Source organism: Embleya hyalina (assembly GCF_003967355.1).
Lineage (GTDB): Bacteria > Actinomycetota > Actinomycetes > Streptomycetales > Streptomycetaceae > Embleya > Embleya hyalina.
The window spans coordinates 189032-210316 of sequence record NZ_BIFH01000026.1; the positions used below are offsets into that span (position 1 = coordinate 189032).

20 protein-coding genes and 1 pseudogene are annotated in these 21285 nt (G+C 72.7%); 12 read left to right on the forward strand and 9 right to left on the reverse strand.

Annotated features, from left to right (window positions below; genetic code table 11):
* Window positions 1-18 precede the first annotated feature (18 nt).
* Window positions 19-882, reverse strand: a complete 864-nt coding sequence (locus EMA17_RS28600; RefSeq protein WP_126640021.1) for an MmyB family transcriptional regulator — start codon at window positions 880-882, stop codon at window positions 19-21.
* Between the two features lie 146 nt (window positions 883-1028).
* Here EMA17_RS28600 and EMA17_RS28605 point away from each other — a divergent pair, with 146 nt between their 5' ends.
* On the forward strand, window positions 1029-1505 hold the full coding sequence (locus EMA17_RS28605; RefSeq protein WP_246126952.1) for a VOC family protein: 477 nt from the start codon (window positions 1029-1031) through the stop codon (window positions 1503-1505).
* Window positions 1506-1513: 8 nt separating this feature from the next.
* On the opposite strand, the gene EMA17_RS28610 is transcribed toward EMA17_RS28605, so the two are convergent.
* Complete coding sequence (locus EMA17_RS28610) at window positions 1514-2047, reverse strand: DUF6817 domain-containing protein (protein ID WP_126640022.1); 534 nt, start codon at window positions 2045-2047, stop codon at window positions 1514-1516.
* A 217-nt stretch (window positions 2048-2264) separates the two neighbouring features.
* Here EMA17_RS28610 and EMA17_RS28615 point away from each other — a divergent pair, with 217 nt between their 5' ends.
* Window positions 2265-2810 (forward strand): hypothetical protein, encoded by a 546-nt coding sequence (locus EMA17_RS28615; RefSeq protein WP_246126953.1) that lies wholly within the window; start codon window positions 2265-2267, stop codon window positions 2808-2810.
* Between the two features lie 15 nt (window positions 2811-2825).
* Here the strand turns inward: EMA17_RS28615 and EMA17_RS28620 are convergent, their stop codons facing one another.
* Window positions 2826-4082 (reverse strand): cytochrome P450, encoded by a 1257-nt coding sequence (locus tag EMA17_RS28620; protein ID WP_246126954.1) that lies wholly within the window; start codon window positions 4080-4082, stop codon window positions 2826-2828.
* Window positions 4083-4213: 131 nt separating this feature from the next.
* Here EMA17_RS28620 and EMA17_RS28625 point away from each other — a divergent pair, with 131 nt between their 5' ends.
* Genes EMA17_RS28625 through EMA17_RS53395 form a run of 3 tightly spaced genes read left to right on the forward strand, consistent with a single transcriptional unit; the run spans window position 4214 to window position 5954 of the window.
* A complete protein-coding gene (locus EMA17_RS28625; RefSeq protein WP_126640023.1) occupies window positions 4214-5077 on the forward strand; it encodes a helix-turn-helix domain-containing protein in 864 nt (287 codons plus the stop codon).
* Between the two features lie 31 nt (window positions 5078-5108).
* The gene (locus EMA17_RS53390; RefSeq protein WP_218043084.1) at window positions 5109-5576 is read left to right on the forward strand and encodes an LLM class flavin-dependent oxidoreductase; all 468 of its coding nucleotides are present in this window, start codon (window positions 5109-5111) and stop codon (window positions 5574-5576) included.
* Between the two features lie 9 nt (window positions 5577-5585).
* A complete protein-coding gene (locus tag EMA17_RS53395) occupies window positions 5586-5954 on the forward strand; it encodes an LLM class flavin-dependent oxidoreductase (protein ID WP_218043086.1) in 369 nt (122 codons plus the stop codon).
* A 97-nt stretch (window positions 5955-6051) separates the two neighbouring features.
* Here the strand turns inward: EMA17_RS53395 and EMA17_RS28635 are convergent, their stop codons facing one another.
* The gene (locus EMA17_RS28635) at window positions 6052-6345 is read right to left on the reverse strand and encodes a type II toxin-antitoxin system PemK/MazF family toxin (protein ID WP_126640024.1); all 294 of its coding nucleotides are present in this window, start codon (window positions 6343-6345) and stop codon (window positions 6052-6054) included.
* A gap of 344 nt (window positions 6346-6689) precedes the next feature.
* Here EMA17_RS28635 and EMA17_RS28640 point away from each other — a divergent pair, with 344 nt between their 5' ends.
* From EMA17_RS28640 to EMA17_RS28650, 3 genes are all read left to right on the forward strand, one after another.
* Complete coding sequence (locus tag EMA17_RS28640; RefSeq protein WP_246126955.1) at window positions 6690-7964, forward strand: sensor histidine kinase; 1275 nt, start codon at window positions 6690-6692, stop codon at window positions 7962-7964.
* Window positions 7961-8632, forward strand: a complete 672-nt coding sequence (locus tag EMA17_RS28645) for a response regulator transcription factor (RefSeq protein WP_126640025.1) — start codon at window positions 7961-7963, stop codon at window positions 8630-8632. The genes EMA17_RS28640 and EMA17_RS28645 overlap by 4 nt, the downstream gene beginning before the upstream one ends.
* Window positions 8633-8803: 171 nt before the next feature.
* A complete protein-coding gene (locus EMA17_RS28650) occupies window positions 8804-9226 on the forward strand; it encodes a hypothetical protein (RefSeq protein ID WP_126640026.1) in 423 nt (140 codons plus the stop codon).
* A gap of 112 nt (window positions 9227-9338) precedes the next feature.
* On the opposite strand, the gene EMA17_RS28655 is transcribed toward EMA17_RS28650, so the two are convergent.
* Both EMA17_RS28655 and EMA17_RS28660 read right to left on the reverse strand, forming a co-directional pair.
* The gene (locus EMA17_RS28655; RefSeq protein WP_126640027.1) at window positions 9339-10757 is read right to left on the reverse strand and encodes an ATP-binding protein; all 1419 of its coding nucleotides are present in this window, start codon (window positions 10755-10757) and stop codon (window positions 9339-9341) included.
* An 89-nt stretch (window positions 10758-10846) separates the two neighbouring features.
* A pseudogene (locus EMA17_RS28660) lies at window positions 10847-12502 on the reverse strand (FAD-dependent oxidoreductase); the annotation flags it as partial.
* Between the two features lie 208 nt (window positions 12503-12710).
* Between EMA17_RS28660 and EMA17_RS28665 the strand changes: the two are divergent.
* The 3 genes from EMA17_RS28665 (at window position 12711) to EMA17_RS28675 (ending at window position 14928) form a co-directional block, all read left to right on the forward strand.
* Window positions 12711-12944, forward strand: a complete 234-nt coding sequence (locus EMA17_RS28665) for a hypothetical protein (protein ID WP_126640028.1) — start codon at window positions 12711-12713, stop codon at window positions 12942-12944.
* A gap of 68 nt (window positions 12945-13012) precedes the next feature.
* Window positions 13013-13651, forward strand: a complete 639-nt coding sequence (locus tag EMA17_RS28670) for an ArsR/SmtB family transcription factor (RefSeq protein WP_246126957.1) — start codon at window positions 13013-13015, stop codon at window positions 13649-13651.
* Entirely contained in the window at window positions 13648-14928 is a 1281-nt protein-coding gene (locus EMA17_RS28675) for an MFS transporter (RefSeq protein ID WP_126640030.1), read from the forward strand. Before EMA17_RS28670 ends, EMA17_RS28675 begins: the two co-directional genes overlap by 4 nt.
* Before the next feature lie 80 nt (window positions 14929-15008).
* Here EMA17_RS28675 and EMA17_RS28680 read toward each other — a convergent pair whose 3' ends face one another.
* Window positions 15009-16319 (reverse strand): nitrate/nitrite transporter, encoded by a 1311-nt coding sequence (locus tag EMA17_RS28680; protein WP_246126958.1) that lies wholly within the window; start codon window positions 16317-16319, stop codon window positions 15009-15011.
* Window positions 16320-16616: 297 nt separating this feature from the next.
* Between EMA17_RS28680 and EMA17_RS28685 the strand changes: the two genes are divergently transcribed.
* On the forward strand, window positions 16617-18044 hold the full coding sequence (locus EMA17_RS28685) for an FAD-binding oxidoreductase (RefSeq protein WP_126640032.1): 1428 nt from the start codon (window positions 16617-16619) through the stop codon (window positions 18042-18044).
* 52 nt (window positions 18045-18096) lie between these two features.
* Here the strand turns inward: EMA17_RS28685 and nirD are convergent, their stop codons facing one another.
* Both nirD and nirB read right to left on the reverse strand, forming a co-directional pair.
* Window positions 18097-18465, reverse strand: a complete 369-nt coding sequence (gene nirD, locus EMA17_RS28690) for a nitrite reductase small subunit NirD (RefSeq protein ID WP_126640033.1) — start codon at window positions 18463-18465, stop codon at window positions 18097-18099.
* Window positions 18466-18547: 82 nt separating this feature from the next.
* Window positions 18548-21103 (reverse strand): nitrite reductase large subunit NirB, encoded by a 2556-nt coding sequence (gene nirB / locus EMA17_RS28695; protein WP_281290545.1) that lies wholly within the window; start codon window positions 21101-21103, stop codon window positions 18548-18550.
* Window positions 21104-21285 lie beyond the last annotated feature (182 nt).

Here is a 21285-nt window from a genome sequence, read left to right on the forward strand (position 1 = left end):
CCTTCCCGTCGGAAGTCGCTACCCCTCCAAGCTACGGACCCCGGAGACGTCGTGTCCGCCGAATCCGGCTTCCGTTCCCGCCCGGCCGGCCATGTGCGCGATCGTCTCGGCGTCGACGGGCGTGCCCACCAGCACCGTCGCGTCCGGCGCCGCCGCGGGTGTCAGCAGGGACATCGCGAACCGCGGCGACACGCCGGGAACCGGCCGGGTCGCCACCGTCCGGGGCGCGAACACCCCGACCGCCCGGCATGCCCACCACGCCGCCAGGTCCGGGCGCGCCGACCGCAGTTCGGCGGCGATCTCGGCGCCGCGCGGGTGTTCGGCGCGGGTGCGCAGGTGGCGCACCAGGTCGAGGGCGATCGCCTCGTGCGCGGGGAAGCGCGCACGATACGCGGGATCGGTCAGCAACATCGACAGCAGGTTGCGGCGCTCGGCGGGCACCTCGGCCGGGTCCGGCGCGATCACCCGCCAGGCGTGGTTCCAGGCCACCAGGTCCAACGCGGGATCCAACACCAGCGCCGGACTGATCGGCCAGCCCTCGACCATCGCCCGCAGTGCGTCGACCGGCATCGGGCCGGGCCCGGCCGGCACGTGGAAGCCGGCGAGTTCCAGGACGTGCCGGTGGGCGTCGGCGTCCAGGCGCAGCGTGAGCGCCACCGCGTCGAGCACCTGCCGCGAGGTGTCCACCCGGCCCTGCTCCAGCCACGTGTACCAGGCCACGCCCACCCCGGACAGCGCGGCGACCTCCTCGCGGCGCAGCCCGGGGGTGCGGCGGCGCGGGGAGCGGGGCAGCCCGATGTCCTCGGGGGCGAGCAGTTCGCGGTGCGCGCGCAGGAACGTGCCCAACTCGTGCCGGTGATCGTGCTCGTCCCGAATGGCCATCGGCCCAGCCTATGACCGCCGCTCACCGTACAAGCCGGAGCCTGGCTCGACGCCGGCGGCGGCGCGAGGGTGGCGGACGTACCGACGAACACCGCCGGGCGGCACCGCCGAGGGCCGCCGGCCACCCGAAAAGGAACCCGTTCCCGATGACCGACACACCCGTCACCGCCCCCGCGTCGACCGGGGACACCCCCGCCGACCCCGCCGCCGACATCATGTGGCGCCGCAGCAACGACTCGTCCACGCTCACCACGCCGCGCGCGCTCATCCGCGTCTTCGTGGAACCCGGCGGCCTGGAGGCGGCCGCCGGGTTCTACGAGGAACTCCAGGGGGTGGAGCGGGACATGTGGTTCACCTTCCGCGAGTTCGGCATCGCCCTCGCCGCGGTCGGCGGCTTCCTGTTGATCGAGGGCGAGCCGGCCACGGTGGAGCGGTTCCGATCCACCACCGGCACGCTCCTGGTGCCCGAACTGGCGCCCTACCTCGACCGCCTGGCCGCGGTCGGGGCCGAGATCACCGAGCCGCCGCGCCGCGTCCCGACCGGATCCGGGTTCACCGCGCGGCACGCCGACGGCACCGTGGTGGAGTACGTCGAGCATCGCCCGACGGCGGACGGCCGCTGACCCGTCCGCTACCCGGTGTGCGCGGCGCGGTCGCCGAGCACCCGGTCGCACTCGTCCCGGGCGGCGGTGCTGAGCAGGGGGCGAAAGCCCGCCAGCAGGTCCCGCAGGCCCGCGCCGTAGCGGTCGCGGGCCTCGGGGTCGACCCGGACGATGTCGAGTTCGTTGGCCGCGGTCAGTTCGGCGAAGTCGCGGCGTTCGGCCTCGGCGGGCAGGTAGGTCCGGCCGGTGAAGCGGTCCCGGAACGGGCCGTCGACCAGGGTGGGGTGGCCGGCGGCCCGGTCGCAGCTGGCGTAGAAGTAGACGATGCGCTCGGCGTCCACGCCGATCCGGCCGGCCAGTTCCGCGCGGCGGTCCAGCGGGAGCAGGCGGGGGGCGAAGCCGTCCGTGCCGTAGAACGCGTGACACAGGCCGGCCGTACGCAGTGTCGGTCGCGCGCCCCAGGAGTCGAGCAGCGCCTCGACCCGGGTCAGGTGGGCCAGCAGGGTCCCGCCGGGATGTTCGATGCGGTCCGCGCCGAGCATCCGGATGTAGTCGACGATCATGTGTACCCCTTGCCATGTAGTGGGTCGGCGCCGGTTGTCCGGTGGCCGCCCGATGACGTCGGGGGAAACGATAGCGCTGACGGGCCGTCAGATCACAGCACCTCGGTCATCCGGGTACGGGCGATCGACCTGCCGGGAATGCCTGCGCGAGCGTCCGCTTTGTGGATAGGGATGGATCGGAAGCGGTAACGAACGAACGAGTACGGAGATCTGCATCGTGGGACCCGATCAGTTCTGTCTGGTGTTGTTGCGACGCATGGGCGATTACCAGCCCGATCTGGTGGCCGACGCGATCCGCGAGTTGGAGTTCACCCGGGCCCGGATGCGCGAGGTGAACGCGCAGTGGCAGCGCATGGTGCGCAGCCGGGCGATCGGCGGCCCCGGGCGCGCCTACCGGGCCGCGCTCGGCGAACCGCACGGCCGCGCGCGGCGCGCGATCGGGGACCTCACCGCCGAGGCGCAGTGGTGGGAGTTGCCGCTGTGGCCGGAGTTGCGTTTCGAGATCCTGACCGGTCCCGACGGACGGGTCTGGCAGGAGTGGCTGGTCCGCGCCGACCCTTCCACGACCCCGCCCGCCGAAACGGTGGCGGACCTGCGCCCCTGGCGCTTCGTGATCGCCGACGTCGCCGCCGCCTTCCCGACCCTGCGCCACACCGAGGGCTCCGCCCCCGGTCGCTGGGCGAGCGTGATCACCGAGAACGGCGTCGAGCACCGCGTCGACTTCACCTGGGGCCTGCTCCAGAACGTCACCCGCCTCGACTGAGCGGGCGTGCCCGGCTCAGCGCCCGAACCGGACCGGTAGCGACTCCGGGCCGCGCAGCGCGGTGCCGAGCAGACCGCGTACCCGCGTGGGTGCGGTGAGCCGCAGCTCCGGCAGCCGTTCGAGCAGTACCTTCAGCGCGGCCCGGATCTCGGCGAGCGCCAACCACGTGCCCGGGCACACGTGGGGTCCGTCGCCGAAGGCGAGCGTCGCGCGCACCCGGCGGCCGATGTCGAACACGTCGGGATCGGGATACCGGGCCGGGTCCCGATTCGCGGCGGTGACGGCGAAGATCAGCGGGGTCTCCCCCGGGATGTCGAGGCCGAGGCCCTGCCAGTCGGACACCGGAGCGGGGCACATCCTCGGCAGCAGGCCCACCGGCGGCTCCCAGCGCAGTGCCTCCTCGACCGCCCACTCGAGTTCGGCGTCCGGGTCCGCGAGTGTCCGGGACAACTGCTCGGGATGGGTGAGCAGGGCGAACAGGGCGTTGCCCAGGCCCAGGTAGGTGGTGTCGGCGCCGGCCGGGAAGAGCAGCCGCAGGAAGGACAGGATCTCCTCGTCGGTGAGCCGACGCCCCTCCGCCTCGGTGTGCGCGAGGGTGGAGAGCAGGTCGTCGCCGGGATCCCGTCGCCGACGCGCGACGATCGGCGTCACGTACTCGGTGAACTCGCGGGACGCGCGCTCGGCCGCCTCCGGCGCCATCGGGAAGTGGAACAGGTCGACCGCCCAGCGCCGGAAGCGGTCCTCGTCGTCCATCGGCAGCCCGAGCAGCCGGGTGATCACCCGGACCGGATAGCCGTGGGTGAACTCGGTGACGAGGTCGGCCTCGCCGCGCGCCGCGAAGCCGTCGACCAACTCGTGGGCGAGCGGTTCCAGGATCGCCTCGACCTGCTCGGTGACCACCCGACGTCGGAAGGCGGGAACCACGAGCTTGCGGTTGACCCGGTGCTCGGCGCCGCGCATGCACTGGATGGTGTGCCCGAGCACGGGTTCGGTGGTGGCGGCGTAGATCGCGGACGCCGGAAAGGCCTCCTCGTCCTTGAACGCGGCGGTCACCAGGTCGTGGGTCAGGAACAGCAGCGCCCTGGTCCCCAGGAACGGCACGACGGCGTACGGCTTGCGCGCCCGTGCGGCGGCGAGCACGCCGTGCAGGTCGGGGATGTCGTCGAAGGCGAAGTCGTGGCCCTCGATGTCGAAGGGCGCGCCGGGGTCGAACGGGTCGAGGGGCGCGACCGCCGCCCCCGCCGTCTCGTCGGCCTCGATTCCTCGGGTCATACAGCCTCCTCGGCCGAAGCTCCGGCGACGGCGGCAGCCCGTCGGCATGACCGGGTGACGAATATTCGTCGTCGAAGTGACGTATATTCGTTGACTCTAGGGATGCCGTCCGACCGGAGCAAGGGGTGCCCATGGTCGCGTCACCGCCCACCGAACGGGTCGTGGCCGTCGTCGAGTTGCTGGCCGCCACGCCGCACGGGTCGAGCGTGTCCGAGGTGGCGGCCCGACTCGATCTGAACCGGTCCACCGCGACCGCGGTGCTCGCCGCCCTGGAGGCGCCCGGTTGGGTGCAACGCGGTCCGGATCGGCTGTACACGCTCGGCGCCGGACTGCTCGCCGTCGCCGACGCGGTGCGTGCCCGGGTACGGCTGCCGGCCGCCGCGGCGGAGATGTTGGCCGAACTCGCGGCGCGGGTCGGGTGCGGGGTGGCCCTGTCGCTCGTCGGCGTCGATCAGGTGGTGTTCGTCGCGGTCGAACCGGGACCGGGTCGGGTGCCGGCCGGGATCGCGGTGGGCACCCGGCTGCCGCTGCGCCCGCCGGCCGGCGCCGCGGTGATGCCCTGGCGGCCGGCCGCCGAACGGGCCGCCTGGCTCGCACACGCACCCGAGTCGGCCCCGGTGCTGGACACGATCCGCGCGCACGGCGTGGCCGCGTGGCGACCGCGCCGCGACTCGGCCGAGTTGTTGCCCGTACTGCGGGACGTGGTGGGCCTGTTGGACGAACATCCCGGACGGGCCGAGCTGCGCGCGCGGGTGCTCGACCAACTCGCCGCGATCAGCGCGCACGCCTACACCGACGCCGAATTGACCTCGGACCGCACCCTGCCCCTGAGCCACCTGGCCGCGCCGGTACGGGACGCGCACGGTCGGCCGACCCACGAACTCCAGATCGGCCCGCTGCGGCCCGCCGTCGGCCCGACCGAACGCCGGCACTACATCACCGAGTTGCGCGCGGCGGCGGAGCGCCTGTCGGCCGCCGGACCGGCCCTTGCTTGACCGGGTCCGGCATCCGGGTTCGGCTGGGCTCATGAAACTCCGCATCGGCGTCGGCCTCGGGCCGCGCGACCCCGCCGACCCCGTCACGTTCGGCGACCCGGTCGTGCGCATGGAGCAACTCGGGGTGGATTCGCCGTGGTTGCCCGACGCGCTCGGCGCAGACCTGCCCGATCCCCTCGTCGGCAGCGGGGTGACCGTACTGCCGGGACGCAATCCGGTCGTGGTGGCCAAGGAGTTGGCAACCCTGGCCGCGCTCGCGCCGGGCCGGATCCTGCCGGTGTTCGACGTGCGACACGCGACCGCGCGCGAGCGGCCGCTGTTCCCGATCCCGGGCCCGCGCGGCGAGGTGACGGACGAGGCGCCGACCGTCGTGCGGCTGCTCCTCGAAGGGGAGGACATCTCGTTCGAGGGCAAGTACCACACCCTCGACCATGTCACCATCGGCCCGCGCCCGGTCCGCCCCTTGGACCTGTGGCTGGGCGGCGGCGGACCACGATAGTTGCGCCGGGTGGGCCGGCTCGGCGACGGATGGCTCGGCGCGGCGCTGACCCCCGACGCGGCCGCCGAGGCGCGACGCACGATCGAGGCCGCCGCGGCACAGGCCGGGCGTACCGTCGACGACGACCGCTACGGAATGCGCCGGATCGTCGCGTTCGACGACGAACCGGGCCGCGACTTCGGCGCGTTGCGCCGGCGGCGACCCGACGTGTACCTCGCCGAACCGGTACCGACCGGATGGGCCGCCACACGCGCGTTGATCGGGCGCTACGCGGCGGCCGGGGTGGGCAAGTTCGTGATCCGCCCCGCCACGACACCGCGCTCGTGGACCGCGTTCCCGGCCGCGTTCGCCGCCGAGCTGTCGCCGTTGGAGACCTGAACGATCCCGCCGTATCCGGACATCGACGCCCCGCACGCGAGATTGTCGCGGTCCTCGGATCCGCCCGCCCCCCGACCCGGCCGCGCGCCCCGCCTCCTCACAACCCCAGAACGGCCCGCAACGCCACGTCCACCTGCTCCATTTCCTCCGGCCCGACGTCGCCCAGGTACGTCCCCTGCTCGAACCGGTGATGGCGCGACGTGTACAGGTCGGGCGCGAGCACGACACCCTCGACCGGGCTGGTGATCCGGACCGTGACCAGCGACTCGCGGCGGTCGCCGATGGTGTCCACCAGCGCGCACAACGCCGCGCCCGGATGCAGCGCGGCGACGTGGTCGTTCTGCACGATCATGAAGGTGCGTTCGCGGCCGACGGTGGGAATCGTCCACACCTGACCCCGCCTCAGTGGCCGCACGGCCGCGCCCCCGCTCTCTTCCGGCGGCCGAATGCGCGCGCGGCCGAACCCGCCGGCCGGCCCCACCGGGCCGCCGGCGTCGAACGGTCGCGCTCGGGGACGAAGCGGTTGCCGGTAGCCATGCCACCAGTCGTACCAGACGCGACGCCACCCGCATCGCCAACAGGGCGCGCGTTCGCCGCCGGCGCACGGATTCGATCGTCACCGAGTGGTCCCACCGCGCCGCCGCACCCCGGGTGAGCAGATCCCCCGCGAGAGCGAAGCGCCGCCGAACGCGCAACCGCGACACTGTCGGAGACGTCCACCCAGGAGTACGCCGTATGTCCGACCACCTCGCCACGCGCGACGCCGACCGCTGCGCCGATCGGCACGCCGCGCCTCGCGCCGCGCACGACGCGGACCGCCACGTCCGCGACCGCGCCCGGCACACCCGCGACGTGATGCGGCGGATCGATCCGCGACTCCTCGACGTGATGATCGCGCTGCTGGTGCAGTTCCTGGTGTCGCTGCCGTTCCTGATCTACCTGCGGTCGCCGTACCGGCTCGGGTTCCTCCTGCTCAGCGGAACCGCGATCCCGCTGATCTGGCGGCGCCGGCAGCCGTTCGTGGTCGCGTGTGTGGTCGCGCTCTTCGCGGTACCGGCCTCGCTGCACCATCGGCCCGGCCAGTCCTTCCAGTTCGGCATGACGATCGCCATCTACACGGTCTTCTCACTCGGTCGGCGCTGGGAGCGGATCGCCGTCGCGGCGCTGGCCCTGCCGATCACGCTGATGGTGGAGTTCGCCAAGGCCCAACCGCCGCAGCAGGCCACCTTGGACATCCTGACGCTGACCGCCGCCGCCGCCTTCGGGCTGGCCACCCGGCACCGCACCGCCTACATCGCCGAGATCGAGGAGCGCACCCGGCGGCTGGAGCACGAGCGCGACCTGGAGATCCGCCGCGCCGACGCCGAGGTGGCCCGGGCCGCCGCCCGCGAACGGGCCAGGATCGCCCGCGACATGCACGACATCCTGGCGCACGCGGTGAGCCTGATGACCGTACAGGCGGAGGCCGGCCCGGTGGTGGTGCGCAGCGATCCGGCCCGCGCGGAGGCGGCGTTCGACGCGATCGCCGACGCCGGGCGCGACGCGATGGTGCAACTCCGGCGCATCCTGGGCACGCTCAAGGACGACGAGGAGGCCGGCGCCCGGGCGCCGCAGCCCACCGTGGCCAATATCGCCGACCTGGTCGCCGAGGTCGGGCGGACCGATCTGAAGGTGGTGTACGAGAGCGTCGGCGAGCGTCGACCGCTGCGCTCCGACGCGGAGATCGCCGCGTACCGTGTGGTCCAGGAGGCGCTGACCAACGCGGTCAGGCACGCGCAGGCCACGACGGTGACCGTACGACTCGAATGGGGCGAGGACACGATGGGGATCACCATCACCGACGACGGGCGGGGCGGCCGGCCGCGCCCGGGCGGGGGCCACGGGCTGATCGGCATCCGGGAGCGGGCCAGCGCGTGCGGGGGCAGTGTGGTGGCCGGACCGCGGGTGACCGGGCCCGGGTTCGAGGTCGCGCTGCGCATCCCGCTCGACGCGACGCGGGCGGTCCGATGACGATCAAGGTGGTGGTCGCCGACGACCAGGGGCTGGTGCGCAGCGGCTTCGCGATGATCCTGGACGCGCAGTCGGACATCTCCGTGGTGGCCGAGGCGGGCGACGGGGTGGCGGCGATCGAGGCGGTGCGCGCGCACCGGCCCGACGTACTGCTCCTGGACATCCGGATGCCGCGGATGGACGGCATCGAGGCGGCCCGGGTGGTGTCCGCCGAGGCGCCGGCGTGTCGGATCGTCATGCTGACCACGTTCGACGTCGACGAGTACGTCTACGACGCGCTCTACGCGGGCGCGGCCGGGTTCCTGCTCAAGGACGTACGGCGCGACGACCTGGTGCACGCGGTGCGCATGGTGGCGAGCGGCGAGGCGCTGCTCGCGCCGTCGGTGACCCGGCGGCTGATCGCCGACTACACGCGGCGACTGCCACGTACGGAGCAGCAGGCCCAACCCTCCGAGCGGTTGGCCGTGTTGACCACGCGCGAGCGGGAGACGATGCGCTGTCTGGCCCTCGGGATGTCCAACGCGGAGATCGCCGAGGCCCTCGTGGTCAGCGAACATACGGTGAAGACGCACGTCAGCAGCATCCTCGGCAAGCTCGGCCTGCGCGACCGGGTACACGCGGTGATCTGTGCCTACGAGACCGGGCTGGCCGTGCCGGGCGCCGCCTGAAGTCCGCGCCTCGCTCGTTCGGGGGAGTAGCGAGCGGAATCTCCGTCCTACAGGGGGAGTAGACGGTGTCGCGGAAACGGTTCGTACAGCCGATGCGGCGCAGCACCCCGAAGGCGAATCCTGGGGTGGCCCGAGGGGACTGACCCGTCGGGGGCTTCGAACGGGGGCGCCATGAGCGACGTGATGCAGCAGACGACCGCCGAACTGTATCTGCGGCTGAGCGACTGCACGATGCGCGTGGGCAGGGGCTCGCGGGGCCGCCCGGCGCTGGAGGTATACGCGGGCTACCGTCTGATCGACGTGGCGGTGGCCGGTTCCACCCTGGCGCCGACGCTGTTGCGCGGCGCGCTCCGCTCGGCCCGTCGCGAGCCGGCCTGGGCCCTGGCGTGGGGGGTGCTGCCCGACGACGGTGTGCCGCCTCGGGTCGAGTTCCGCCGAGGCCGCTTCGTGCTCCAGGCGCCCGCGACGATCTTCGCCGACCGCTTCTGGGTGGCCACGGTCCCCGGCACCTACCGCGCCCTGGCCGTCCGCACCACGGACGACGCCCCCGTGGAGGGCGGCCGCCTCACCCGGATGCGCCTCCCCCGGCTGTAGCCCCACACCCCCGAGGCCGCCCACCCACACCCAACCCCTCACGCACGCGCGGCGACGAAGCACCGCCACGCCTCGAACCGACGGACCCGGCCGGCCGCGTCGGACCGGGGCCCTAGCGCGGCAGGGTGATCCGGAAGGTGGTGCGGCCCGGTTCGGAGTCGACGGTGAGCGTGCCGTCGTGGCGCTGGACGATGATGCGGTACGAGATGTCGAGGCCCAGGCCGGTGCCCTCGCCCAGGGCCTTGGTGGTGAAGAACGGCTCGAAGATCCGGTCCTGGATGTCGGGCGCTATCCCGGGGCCGGTGTCCTCGATCTCGATCACCACCGACGCGGTGTCGGCGCGGGCGCGCAGGGTCAGCGTGCCCTTGCCGCCCATCGCGTCGGCGGCGTTGTCGATCAGGTTCGTCCACACCTGGTTCAGCTCGGCCGGATAGGCCTGGATCCTGGGCAGGTCCTCGGCGTACTCGCGCTCGACCCGGATGTCGCGCAGCGGGCCGGCCAGCATCGCCACCGTGCTGTCCAGGCCCTTGCGCAGGTCGGTCTCCTGGTAGGGGGCCCGGTCCATCTGGGTGTACTGCCCGGCGGCGGCGAGCAGATCGGTGATCCGGCCCAGCGCGTCGGCGACCTCGTCGAGCAGCGCCTCGCCCTCGAGGTTGGCCGCGAGCCAGGTCAGTCCGGGGCGCGCCGCCGCGCCGAGGGCCGCGCCCGCGTCCCGGGCCCAGTCCTCGTACAGGCCGACGTTGACGAACGACGGCGCCGTCTCGTACGCGTCCGGCAGGTCCAGGTCCTCGAAGATCTCGGCCACTTCGTCGGTCCGGTCGGCGAACTCCAGCGGGCGCAGCCGAGGCGGCTCCACCTCCCGTCGGGCCAACACCTCGCCCTGGAGCCGGTCCAGTGCCTCCAGCGCGTCGGCGGCGGCGCCGCAGCGGGCCAGTTCGGCCCGGGCCCGGCGCAACTCCCCCAGCCGGGTGCGCAGGTTCGCCGCGGCCCGCTCGGCCGCCGCTGCCGGGTTGCCCAGTTCGTGGGTGAGCCCGGCGGTGAGCGTGCCGAGCGCCACCATGCGCTCGCGCTGCCCGACCGCCGAACCGGTCCGGCGCCCGCCCAGGAACATGCCCGCGACCAGGTGCGCGGCCATCGGGAACCACTCGGTGAAGGCCTGCGCCAACTGGGCGGCCGGCAGCACGAAGAAGGTCGAATCGACGTGCGTGCGCGCGGTGTTGCCGTACGCGTGCACCGCCGGGGTCGCGCCCTCGCCGTCCAGGGCCAGTGCCGCGCCGACGTAGGCGCCGCGCATCGACGAGCGGTGCACCTCCAACTCGCCGCCGCGCACCGTGCGGTTCATCGTGACCTCGCCGGAGAGCAGCACGAAGAAGCACTCGCCGGGATCGCCCTCGTGGTAGAGCGTGGTGTTCGCCGGGAACGCCTCGACCCTGCCGTGCGCACACAGCCAGTTCAGGTGTTCGTCGGGCAACTTCTCGAACAGGAACAGGGTGCGCAGTTCCTCCGGCGGCAACACGTCGCACACACTCATCGCGATGCCTCCGTCGCCGGGGTGCGGGTGTCGGCCGGGGTCCGCGCGTCGCCCGGTCGGCCCGGATCGTCGCCCGGCTTCCGGGTGTCCAGGGTGTCCAGATAGCGGTGCACGAGCATCACCGTCATCGCGCCCTCCCCGACCGCCGAGGCGACCCGCTTGACCGAGGCCGCGCGCGAGTCGCCCGCGGCGAAGACCCCGGGCACCGCCGTCTCCTGGACGAACGGCGGCCGGCTCCAGCCGTCGAGTTCGCCGTCGCAGTCGTCGAGCAGTTCGCCGCCGGTGAGGATGTAGCCGTCCCGGTCGCGCCGCACGCCGCTGCCGTCCAGCCACGCGGTGCGCGGGCTGGCGCCGATGAAGACGAACAACCACGACGCGGGCACGGTCTCCTCCGTGCCGGAGTCCCGGTCGCGCAGGGTGAGTTCGCGCAGTCGGCCGGTGCCGTGCGCCCGGGAGACCTCGGTGCGGACCCGGACCTCGACGTTGGGAATCTGCTCCAGTTGCTCGATCAGGTAGTGCGACATGGACGCCTCCAGGCCCGCGCCGCGCACCAGGATGATCACCCGGCGGGCGTAGCGGGCGAAGAACACCGCCGCCTGCCCGGCCGAGTTGGCCGCGCCGACGATGTAGACGTCCTGGTCACGGGTGTCCGGCCCGGTGGTCAGCGCGGCGCCGTAGTACACGCCGCGGTCGGTCAACTCGGCCAGGCCCGGCGCGTCCAGGGTGCGGTAGGACACGCCGGTCGCGAGCACGACCGCGTGTCCCCGGGCGACGACGTCGCCGTCGCAGGAGATGGTGCGCACGTCGCCGTCCACGTGCAGACCGGTCACGTCGCGCGTACTGACCATCTCCGCGCCGAACTTGAGCGCCTGGCGGCGGGCGCGGCCGATGAACTGCGATCCGGAGATGCCGTCGGGGAAGCCGAGGTAGTTCTCGATCCGCGAACTCTGCCCGGCCTGCCCGCCGGTGGCCTGCCGCTCCACGAGCAGTGTGCGCAGCCCCTCGCTGGCCGCGTACACCGCGGCCCCGAGACCGGCCGGGCCGCCGCCGACGATCACCACGTCGTACAGGTCGTCGGACGCGGTCACCGACAGGCCGACGTACTCGGCCAGTTCGCCCTTGGACGGGCCGCGCAGCACGGTCGAGTCGGGGGCGATCACCACCGGCACGTCGGCCTCGGTGGTGCCGGTCTCGCGCAGCAGCCGGCGCGCCTCGGCCTGGCCGACGTCGTACCAGCGATACGGCACGCCGTTGTTGGCGAGGAAGTCGCGCAGCTCGAAGGACGGCGCGGAAAAGCGCGCGCCGATCACCGTGGCCCAGCTCTCGTCCGGCACCGGCGCGGTCTCCCACGCGGTGATCAGCGAGTCGAGCACGGGGTAGAGCCGTTCCTCCGGTGGATCCCACGGCTTGAGCAGGTAGTGGTCGATGTCGACGTCGTTGATCGCCCGGATCGCGGCCCCGGTGTCCGCGTAGGCGGTGAGCAGCACCCGTTTCGCGCGTGGGTACCGGTGCGCGGCCTGTTCCAGGAAGGCCACGCCGTCCATCTGCGGCATGCGCTGGTCGGCGATCAGCACCGCGACCTGCTCGCCGCGCTCGTGCAGCTCGGCCAGCGCCTCCAGGGCCTGCGCACCGGATTCGGCGCGGACCACCCGGTGCCGGTCGCCGTACTGTCGCCGCAGGTCGCGGGCCACCGCACGGGAAACGGCCGGGTCGTCGTCGACGGTCAGCAGGACGGGCTTGTCCACGGTGTTCCTCACGGGCCTGGAGTGGTGCACAAAACGGGACCACTGCCCGGTACCGGCCGCGACCATGCGCCGGGCAGCGCGTGCGCCACGTTATCCCCTATCCGAAATCCGCAGCCGGGGAGTTCGGGGCCGGCGCCGGCGGCGACACCTTCGGCGAAGTCGGGCGCTTTGCCGGTCGGACCACCACGAACATGCCTAACGTGGCGCTATGTCCGAGAATCGACGCCGCCCGCAGCGCGAGACCGTACAGGCCCTCGTCGGGGTGACGGTGATCGTGATCGGCCTGCTGGTGACCCTCGTGCTGCACCTGACCCACGACTCGCACGACCCGGAGCCGAGCCCGAGCCCGCTCCCGACCGCCACATCGCGGTCGGCGTCCCCGTCGGTGGCGGCGGCCGGACACCAGGCGCGGCACCCGGGGAGACGGCGCGGGCAGGATTAGCAGAGACTTCTCTGCAAAAAATGCAGAGAACCCTTTGCAGAGACTTCTCTGCGTATTACGGTGGGGATGTGACCGACTCCCGCCGGCGGATCGACGCCCGCAGCCTGCGCGCCCTCGCCCATCCCCTACGCATGCGCCTGCTCGAAATGTTGCGCCTCGACGGCCCCTCGACGGGCACCCACCTGGCCGCCCGCGTCGGCGAGAGCACCGGGACGGTCAGCTGGCACCTGCGCCACCTCGCCGAACACGGCTTCATCGAGGACGTGCCCGAGCGCGGCACCCGCCGCGAACGCTGGTGGCGTGCCGTGGTCGACCCGCGCGACCTGCACACCAGCGAATTCCGCCAGGACCCCGAGGCCCGGGGCGCGCTCGACGTCTACATGCACGAGTTCTTCCGGCAGCAGGGCGAACGTCTGCTGGAGTCGTTCGCCGACGCCGACGAGATGGGCCCCGAGTGGGTCCGCGCCCGCATCGCCTCGGACTGGAGCGGCGTGCGCCTGACCGTCGACCAGCTGGCCGACCTCAACCGCCGGGTCGTCGAACTGATCCACGAGGCCACTCGCGGCCCGGAGCAGCCGGGCGCGGCCACGGTCGTCCTCCAGTTCCAGTCCTTCCCGCGCCGGCCGAAGGACGGGACGGCGTCGGCCGATCCGAGCGAAACCACCGAAGCCGATCCCCCCACCGAACCCGACGAGGACTCCCGATGAGCGGCCTCCTGCACCGCCACCGCGACTTCCGTCTGCTGTGGTTCGGCGAGACCACCGGCAAGTTCGGCGCGTCCGTGACCGGCGTGGCGATGCCGCTGATCGCGATCTCGACCCTGGACGCGAGCACCTTCGAGATCGGCCTGCTCGGCGCCGCGGCCTGGCTGCCGTGGCTGCTGATCGGCCTGCCGGTCGGCGTCTGGGTGGACCGGATGGCCCGCCGCCCGATCATGCTCGCCGCCGCCGCGACCTCGTGCGCGCTGTTCCTGGCCGTCCCACTGGCGCACCGGGCGGGCCTGCTGAGCATCGGTCTGCTCCTCGCCATCACGCTGGCGACGGGGGTGTCCGCGGTGTTCTTCCAGACCGCGTACACCGCCTACCTGCCCGGCATCCTGCTCCCCGCCGACCAGGCCGAGGGCAACAGCAAGCTGCACGGCAGCGCGTCCGCGGCACAGATCGCCGGGGTCGGCGCGGGCGGCCTGATCGCGCAGCTCGCGGGCGCCGTGAACGGCATGTTCGTCAACGCCGGCACGTTCCTGACCTCGTTCGTCTGCCTGTTCCGCATCCGCCACCGCGAGCCCGAGTCGAAGCCGGCGCCCGAGGAGCGCGCCGAGCGCTCGCTGGTCGGCGAGATCGGCGAGGGGCTGCGCCTGGTCGCGCACGACCCCTGGCTGCGGGCGTTCGCCCTCTTCGGCGGCGTGTCCAACCTGGGCCTGATCGGTCTCCAGTCGCTCCAACTGGTGTTCCTGATCCGCACGGTCGGCATCGACGAGGGCCTGGCCGGCGCGCTGATCGCGGCCGGCGCCGTCGGCGGCGTGGCGGGCGCGTTCGTCTCCCGCCGGGTGTCCTCCCGGATCGGCACCGCCCGCGCGTTCCTCCTCTTCGAGCCCGGTGTGTCGAGCCTGGTCCTGCTCATCCCCCTGACCACGGCGGGCCCGGGTCTGACGGTGTTCGTCTGCGGTTCGTTCGCGATGTCGGCGGGGGTGGTGGCGAGCAATGTGATCAAGTCGAGCTTCCAACAGCAGTACTGCCCACCGCGGTTGCTCGGCCGGATCACCGCGAGCATGCAGTTCGTCAACTACGGCACCATCCCGCTCGGCGCGGTCCTGGCCGGCGCGCTGGGTTCGGCGTTCGGGGTCCGTACCGCCCTGTGGGTGATGGCGGTGGCCATCTCGGCCTCCGGCCTGATCCTCATCCTGTCCCCGGTGGGCCGCTGCCGCGACCTGCCGACCACCGTGCGAGCCGTCGCCGTGTCCGGGGCGCCGCGCAAGGTCGCCTGACCCGCGGGCACGGCCCGACGGGGCGGCCGGCGCCGGGAGTTCCCGGCGTTCGGCCGCCCCGCGCTCGCCCGGGAGCCGGCTCAGATCCGGGCGGACCGACCCCGCGCCGGCCGCAGATACACCGCCCACGTGAGCACCAGACAAAACGCGTAGTAACCCAGGAAGGCCAGATAGGCGGCGTCCCCGCGCCCGGAATTCAGAAACGACTCGCGAAACGCGACGTTGACCAGAACCCCGCCCAACGCGCCGACCGCCCCCGCGATACCCATCAACGCACCCGAAGCCCGCCGCGCGGCCGGTTCCGAGCCGAGCCTGACCGCGAATATCGCGGGGATCATCTTGTACGCCGAGCCGTTGCCCAGACCGCTGAACACGAACAGCAGCACGAAGCCGGTCAGGAACAGACCGAGCGATTCCTGCCGCGAGGCGACGTAGACCGCGAACGCGGCGCCGGCCATCGCGACGAAATTCCAGAACGTCACCAGCGCCCCGCCCCACCGGTCGGCGAGCAATCCGCCGACCGGCCGCACCAGCGACCCGAGCAGCGGTCCGAGAAAGGTCAGATAGGCGGCCTTGACCGGTGTCGCGAACTCGGCGTGAAACTGCACCTGCAATACCTGCCCGAAGGCGAAGCCGAATCCGATGAACGACCCGAACGTGCCGATATACAGCAGCGACATCACCCACGTGTGCGGATCCCGCGTCACCTCCCGCATCGCGCCCTTGTCGTTGCGCAACGACGGGAGGTTGTCCATGTACCGCGCGGAGAGCACCGCGGCGACCACGATCAGCGGGATGTACACCGCGAGCAGCAGCCGAGGATGCTCGGCGCCGGCCGTCGCCAGCACGGCCAGTCCGACCAGTTGCACGGCGGGCACCCCGAGATTGCCGCCACCGGCGTTGACCCCCAGCGCCCACCCCTTCAACCGCTGCGGGTAGAACGCGTTGATATTGGCCATCGACGAGGCGAAGTTGCCGCCCCCGACGCCGGCCACCGCCGCGACCAGGAGCAGCGTGCGATACGAGACACCGGGCTCCAGCACGATCGCGATCGAGATCGTCGGTGCCAGCAACAGCAGCGCGCTCACCACGGTCCAGTTCCGGCCGCCGAAGCGAGCGACCGCGAAGGTATAGGGAATGCGCATCGCCGCGCCGACGAGCGTCGGTACGGCGGTCAGCGTGAACTTCTGCGCGGGGTCGAACCCGTACTCGGGCCCGAGGAAGAGCACGATGACCGACCACAGACTCCATACGGAGAAGCCGATGTGCTCCGACAGTACCGAGAACACCAGGTTGCGCCGGGCGATGCGAGCGCCCGCCCGATCCCAGAACGCCTCGTCCTCGGGCCGCCAGTCGTCGAGCGGCCGATCGCTCCGGGCCGGTGCGCTCACGGTTGTCGTCGTTGTCGTCACGGGAACCTACCTGTCCGGAAGGGCATGGGAACCGATGTCGGGTGACGGTAGAAACCCCAGGTTTCCGCACGACGCGCCCTGCGCCTCGACGACGCTACATCTCGCTCAACACCCCGATCCCCGGCTGTGAGAATCCCTCGGGCGACCGTCGCGGATCGGCCGGCACCCGCGGCCTTCGCCCGCCTACCTGACACTCACCCGACTACTTGACGGCCGCCCGGCCGGTTTCGGGAGAGAGTGGGACGCGCATCGGCCGCCCGAGATCAGGAGTCACCCGTGCCCGCGACCAACGCCCCCTCCCCCGCCCCCGAGCACGACCCGGAGTTCGCCGTCGCGGTCAAGGCCCTGAACACGCGCCTGACCGGCGCCGCGCTCACCCCCGACGATCCCGGCTACGACACCGAACGCACCGGATTCCAGACGGCCTTTCGACAGCGACCGGCCCTGATCGTGGCCGCCGCCTCCGCCGAGGACGTGCGGCTCGCCGTCGAGTTCGCCCGCACGCACGCGCTGCGCGTGTCGGTCCAGGCCACCGGACACGCGCCCGCCGACGCCGCGCCCGGGGGCCTGCTGATCTCCACCCGCCGGATGGCCGAGGTACACGTCGACCCGGCCGCCCGGAGCGCCCGGGCCCAGGCCGGGGCACGCTGGGCGGCCGTGGTCGCCGCGAGCACCCCGCACGGCCTGGCCCCGCTCAACGGCTCGGCGCCGCACGTGGGCGTCGTCGCCTACACCCTCGGCGGCGGCCTGAGCCTGCTCGCCCGCGAGTACGGCTACGCGGCCGACCACGTACGCGCCATCGACGTCGTCACCGCCGACGCCACGCTGCGCCACGTCACCGCCGAAAGCGACCCGGACCTGTTCTGGGCGCTGCGCGGCGGACGGGACAACTTCGGCATCGTCACCTCGATCGAGGTGGACCTGGTGCCGGTGGCGCGGGTGTACGGCGGCTCGCTGATCTTCGACGCCGACCTGGTCGAGGCGGCGACCGCGGCGTATCTGGCCTGGACCGAGACCGTCCCGGAGGAGGTGACCTCCTCGATCCTGTTCATCGGCCTGCCCGACATCGAGCACGTGCCGCCGCCGCTGCGGGGTCGGCACACCGCGGCGATCAAGATCGTGTACAGCGGCGACGCCGCCGACGGGGAGCGCCTGGTGGCCCCGCTGCGGGCGATCGGCCCGCGCCTGGTGGACAACCTGGCCGACCTGCCGTACGCCGAGTCGCACACGATCCACGCCGACCCGACCTACCCGCACGCCTACCTCGGCGACAACGTCCTGGTGCGCGACCTGGACGCCGCCGTGGTGGGCAAGGTGTACGAACTGACCGGTCCCGAAGCGCCGATGATGGTCGTGCACGAGGTGCGCCACCTCGGCGGCGCGCTGTCCCGGCAGCCCTCGGTGCCCAACGCCGTCGGCGGTCGCGACGCGGGCTACATCGTGCGCGTGGTGGCGATGGTCGAGGGCCCGGGACCGGACGCCGCGCGCGCGTTGCTGGCCGACGTGCACGCCGTCCTCGACCCGCTGTCCGTCGGGCGCAACCTCAACTTCGTCTACGGCGACGGCGTCCCCTCCGATCCGGACCGGGTCGCGTCGATGTACGACCCGCGGAGCTGGACGCGGCTGCGCGAGCTCAAGGCGGCGCACGACCCGGGCAACCTCTTCACCGGCAACCACAACATCGCGCCCGCCGACGCCTCGTGACACGGGGCCGCCGGGCGAGGGCGCGACGCTGCGCCCGCGCCCGGCGGCGGTTTCAGGAACGGACCCGCACCCGCCAGGTCGGCAGGGCCGCCGGCGTCCCGTCCGGCGTGGTCGGCTCGTCCAGGCACTCGCCCGTGCGCAGGTCGAAGGCCTGCTGGTACATCGGCGACGTGACGATCGGCACCTCGCCGCGCCGACCCACGATGCCGCGCGACATGACGTAGGCGCCGCTGAACGGATCGCGGTTGCCCAGCGCGTACAACTCGCCCGCACGCGTGCGGAAGACGGCCACCTGCTCGCCCTCGATCAGCGCCGCCACGCCACGCCCCGGGGTCAGCCGGTCGTACGGGCAGATCGTGACCCACCCGGTCCCGGTGGCGATCTCGACCGTCGTCTCGACGGTGGTCCCGGTCGCACCCATCACCCGCACACCTCCGATTCCTCGAACACCGCGGAGTCGATCCGCTCCCGCTCGGCCGCGCACCACCCGTTCCCTGGTCCGCTCATCGCCCACGCACCTCCAACCTCTCGAACAACACCGGCTTGATCTGCTCGCGCTCCGGCGTGAACCGCACGGTCGGGTCCGGCACGCCCGGCGCGTTGGCGAACGACACGAAGCGGCGCACCCGTTCCGGGTCGGCCAGGGTCGCGGCCCATTCGTCCTCGTAGGTCTCCACGTGCCGGCCCATCAACTCGTCGAGGTCGGCGCAGATCCCCAGCGCGTCGTCCATGACCACCGCGCGGACGTGGTCGAGGCCGCCCTCGATCCGGGTCAGCCACGAGGCGGTGCGCTCCAGGCGGTCGGCGGTGCGGATGTAGAACATCAGGAAACGGTCGATGGTGCGGATCAGCGTGTCGTGGTCGAGGTCGCTCGCGAGCAGTTCGGCGTGGCGCGGGGTGGTGCCGCCGTTGCCGCCGACGTACAGGTTCCAGCCCTCGGCGGTGGCGATCACCCCGAAGTCCTTGCTCTGCGCCTCCGCGCACTCGCGGGTGCAGCCGCTCACCGCGGACTTGAGCTTGTGCGGCGAGCGCAGCCCCCGGTAGCGCAGTTCCAACTCGATCGCGAGCGCCACCGAGTCCTGCACGCCGTAGCGGCACCAGGTCTGCCCGACACACGACTTCACCGTGCGCAGCGCCTTGCCGTAGGCGTGGCCCGACTCGAATCCGGCCGCCACCAGGCGCTGCCAGATGCTCGGGAGCTGGTCGACGGTGGCGCCGAACATGTCGATCCGCTGGCCGCCGGTGATCTTGGTGTAGAGGCCGAAGTCCCGGGCGATCTCGCCGATGGTGATCAGCCCTTCGGGGGTGACCTCGCCGCCGGGGATGCGCGGCACCACCGAGTAGGAGCCGTTGCGCTGGAGGTTGGCCAGGAAGTGGTCGTTGGTGTCCTGGAGCGCGGCCTGTTCGCCGTCCAGGATGTGCCCGCCGGACAGGCTCGCCAGGATCGAGCCGACGGCGGGCTTGCAGACCTCGCAGCCGTCCGCGTCGGGCCCTTCGGCGCTGCCGTGTTCGTCGATCAGCCGGGCGAAGCCGCCGATCCCCTTGACCCGGACGATCTCGTACAGTTCGGCCCGGGTGTAGCGGGCGAAGTGCTCGCACAACCCGCGCCGGGTCTCGATGCCCGCCGCGGCCAGTTCCTCGGTGACGATGCCGCCGATCAGCTTCACACAACCGCCGCAGCCGGTACCGGCCTTGGTGCGGCGTTTGACGCCGGGTACGTCGACCACGTCGTGCTCGGTGACCGCGGCCCGGATGGTGCCCTTGGCGACGCCGTGGCAGGAACAGACCACGGCCGTGTCGGGCAGCGCGAGTCGCACGCGCGGGCCGGCCGCGGTCGGCAGCACCAGCTGTTCGGGCGGGACGGGTAGCGGGCCGCCGGTGAGCGGGCGCAACTGGGCGTACGCGTCGGCGTCGCCGACCAGGACGCCGCCGAGCAGCCGGCCGTCGGCGCCGATCACCAGCTTCTTGTAGACGCCCGCCTGCGGGTTCGAGTACAGCACCTCCACGCAGTCCTCGGCGACCCCGTGCGCGTCGCCGAAGCCGGCCACGTCCACGCCGAGCAGTTTGAGGCTGGTGGACAGGTCGGCGCCGGTGAAGGTGCGGTCCGGGTCGGGCGGGCCGGCGACGAGTTGCCGGGCGGCCACCTCGGCCATCGCGTAGCCGGGCGCGACCAGGCCGTACACCCGCCCGTCGACGGCCAGCGCGCATTCCCCGATGGCCAGCACGTGCGGGTCGGCGGTGCGGCAGTACTCGTCCACCACGATCCCGCCGCGTTCGCCGACCGCCAGTCCGGCCGCGCGGGCGAGTTGGTCGCGGGGGCGTACCCCGGCGGAGAAGACCACCAGGTCGGCGGCCAGTTCGGTGCCGTCGGACAGCACCATGCCGGCGACCCGGCCGGCCCGGTCCACGATCGCCCGGGTGCCGGCGCCGGTGTGTACCGTCACGCCCAGGTCCTGGATCTTGCGGCGCAGCACCCGGCCGCCGCCGTCGTCGATCTGCAACGCCATCAGGCGTGGCGCGAACTCGACCACGTGCGTGTCCAGGCCCATCGCGGTCAGCGCCCCGGCGGCCTCCAGGCCGAGCAACCCGCCGCCGACCACCACGCCGATCCGGGCCCGGTCGGCGGCGGCCTTGATCGCCTCCAGGTCCTCGATCGTGCGGTAGACGAAGCAGCCGGGGGTGTCGTGTCCGGGCACGGGCGGTACGAACGGGTAGGAGCCGGTGGCCAGGACGAGCGTGTCGTAGCCGACGGTGTGGCCGGCCCCGGTGGTCACGGTGCGGGCGGCGCGGTCGATCGTCTCGACCGGGTCGCCGAGCCGGATGTCGATCCCGTGCTCGGCGGCGAACCCGTCGCCGCACAGGGACAACTCCTCGGCCGTGGTACCCGAGAACCACGAGGTCAGGTGCACCCGGTCGTAGGCGCGCCGGGGCTCCTCGGCCAACACCGTGATGCGCAGCCCCGGCGGTCGGGGCTCGGCCTCGGTCAGCGCTTCGAGAAAGCGCTGACCGACCATGCCGTGGCCGACCAGGACCACGTGCGTCTGTTGGGCGTCGGTCACGGATGGACTCCTTCGGGGCGGGGGCGGGGCGGGTGACTGCTGCTCACCGAAGCGTCCCGAGCCGCTGTTACGGGTCCTGGTCCCCGATGTTGCGCGAGCGGTACGGCCGGCTCACCCGGGGCGGCGGCGACGGTGAGAACCGCGACACGATCGGGTGCGTTTCGGGCGCGAGCCCTTACCCC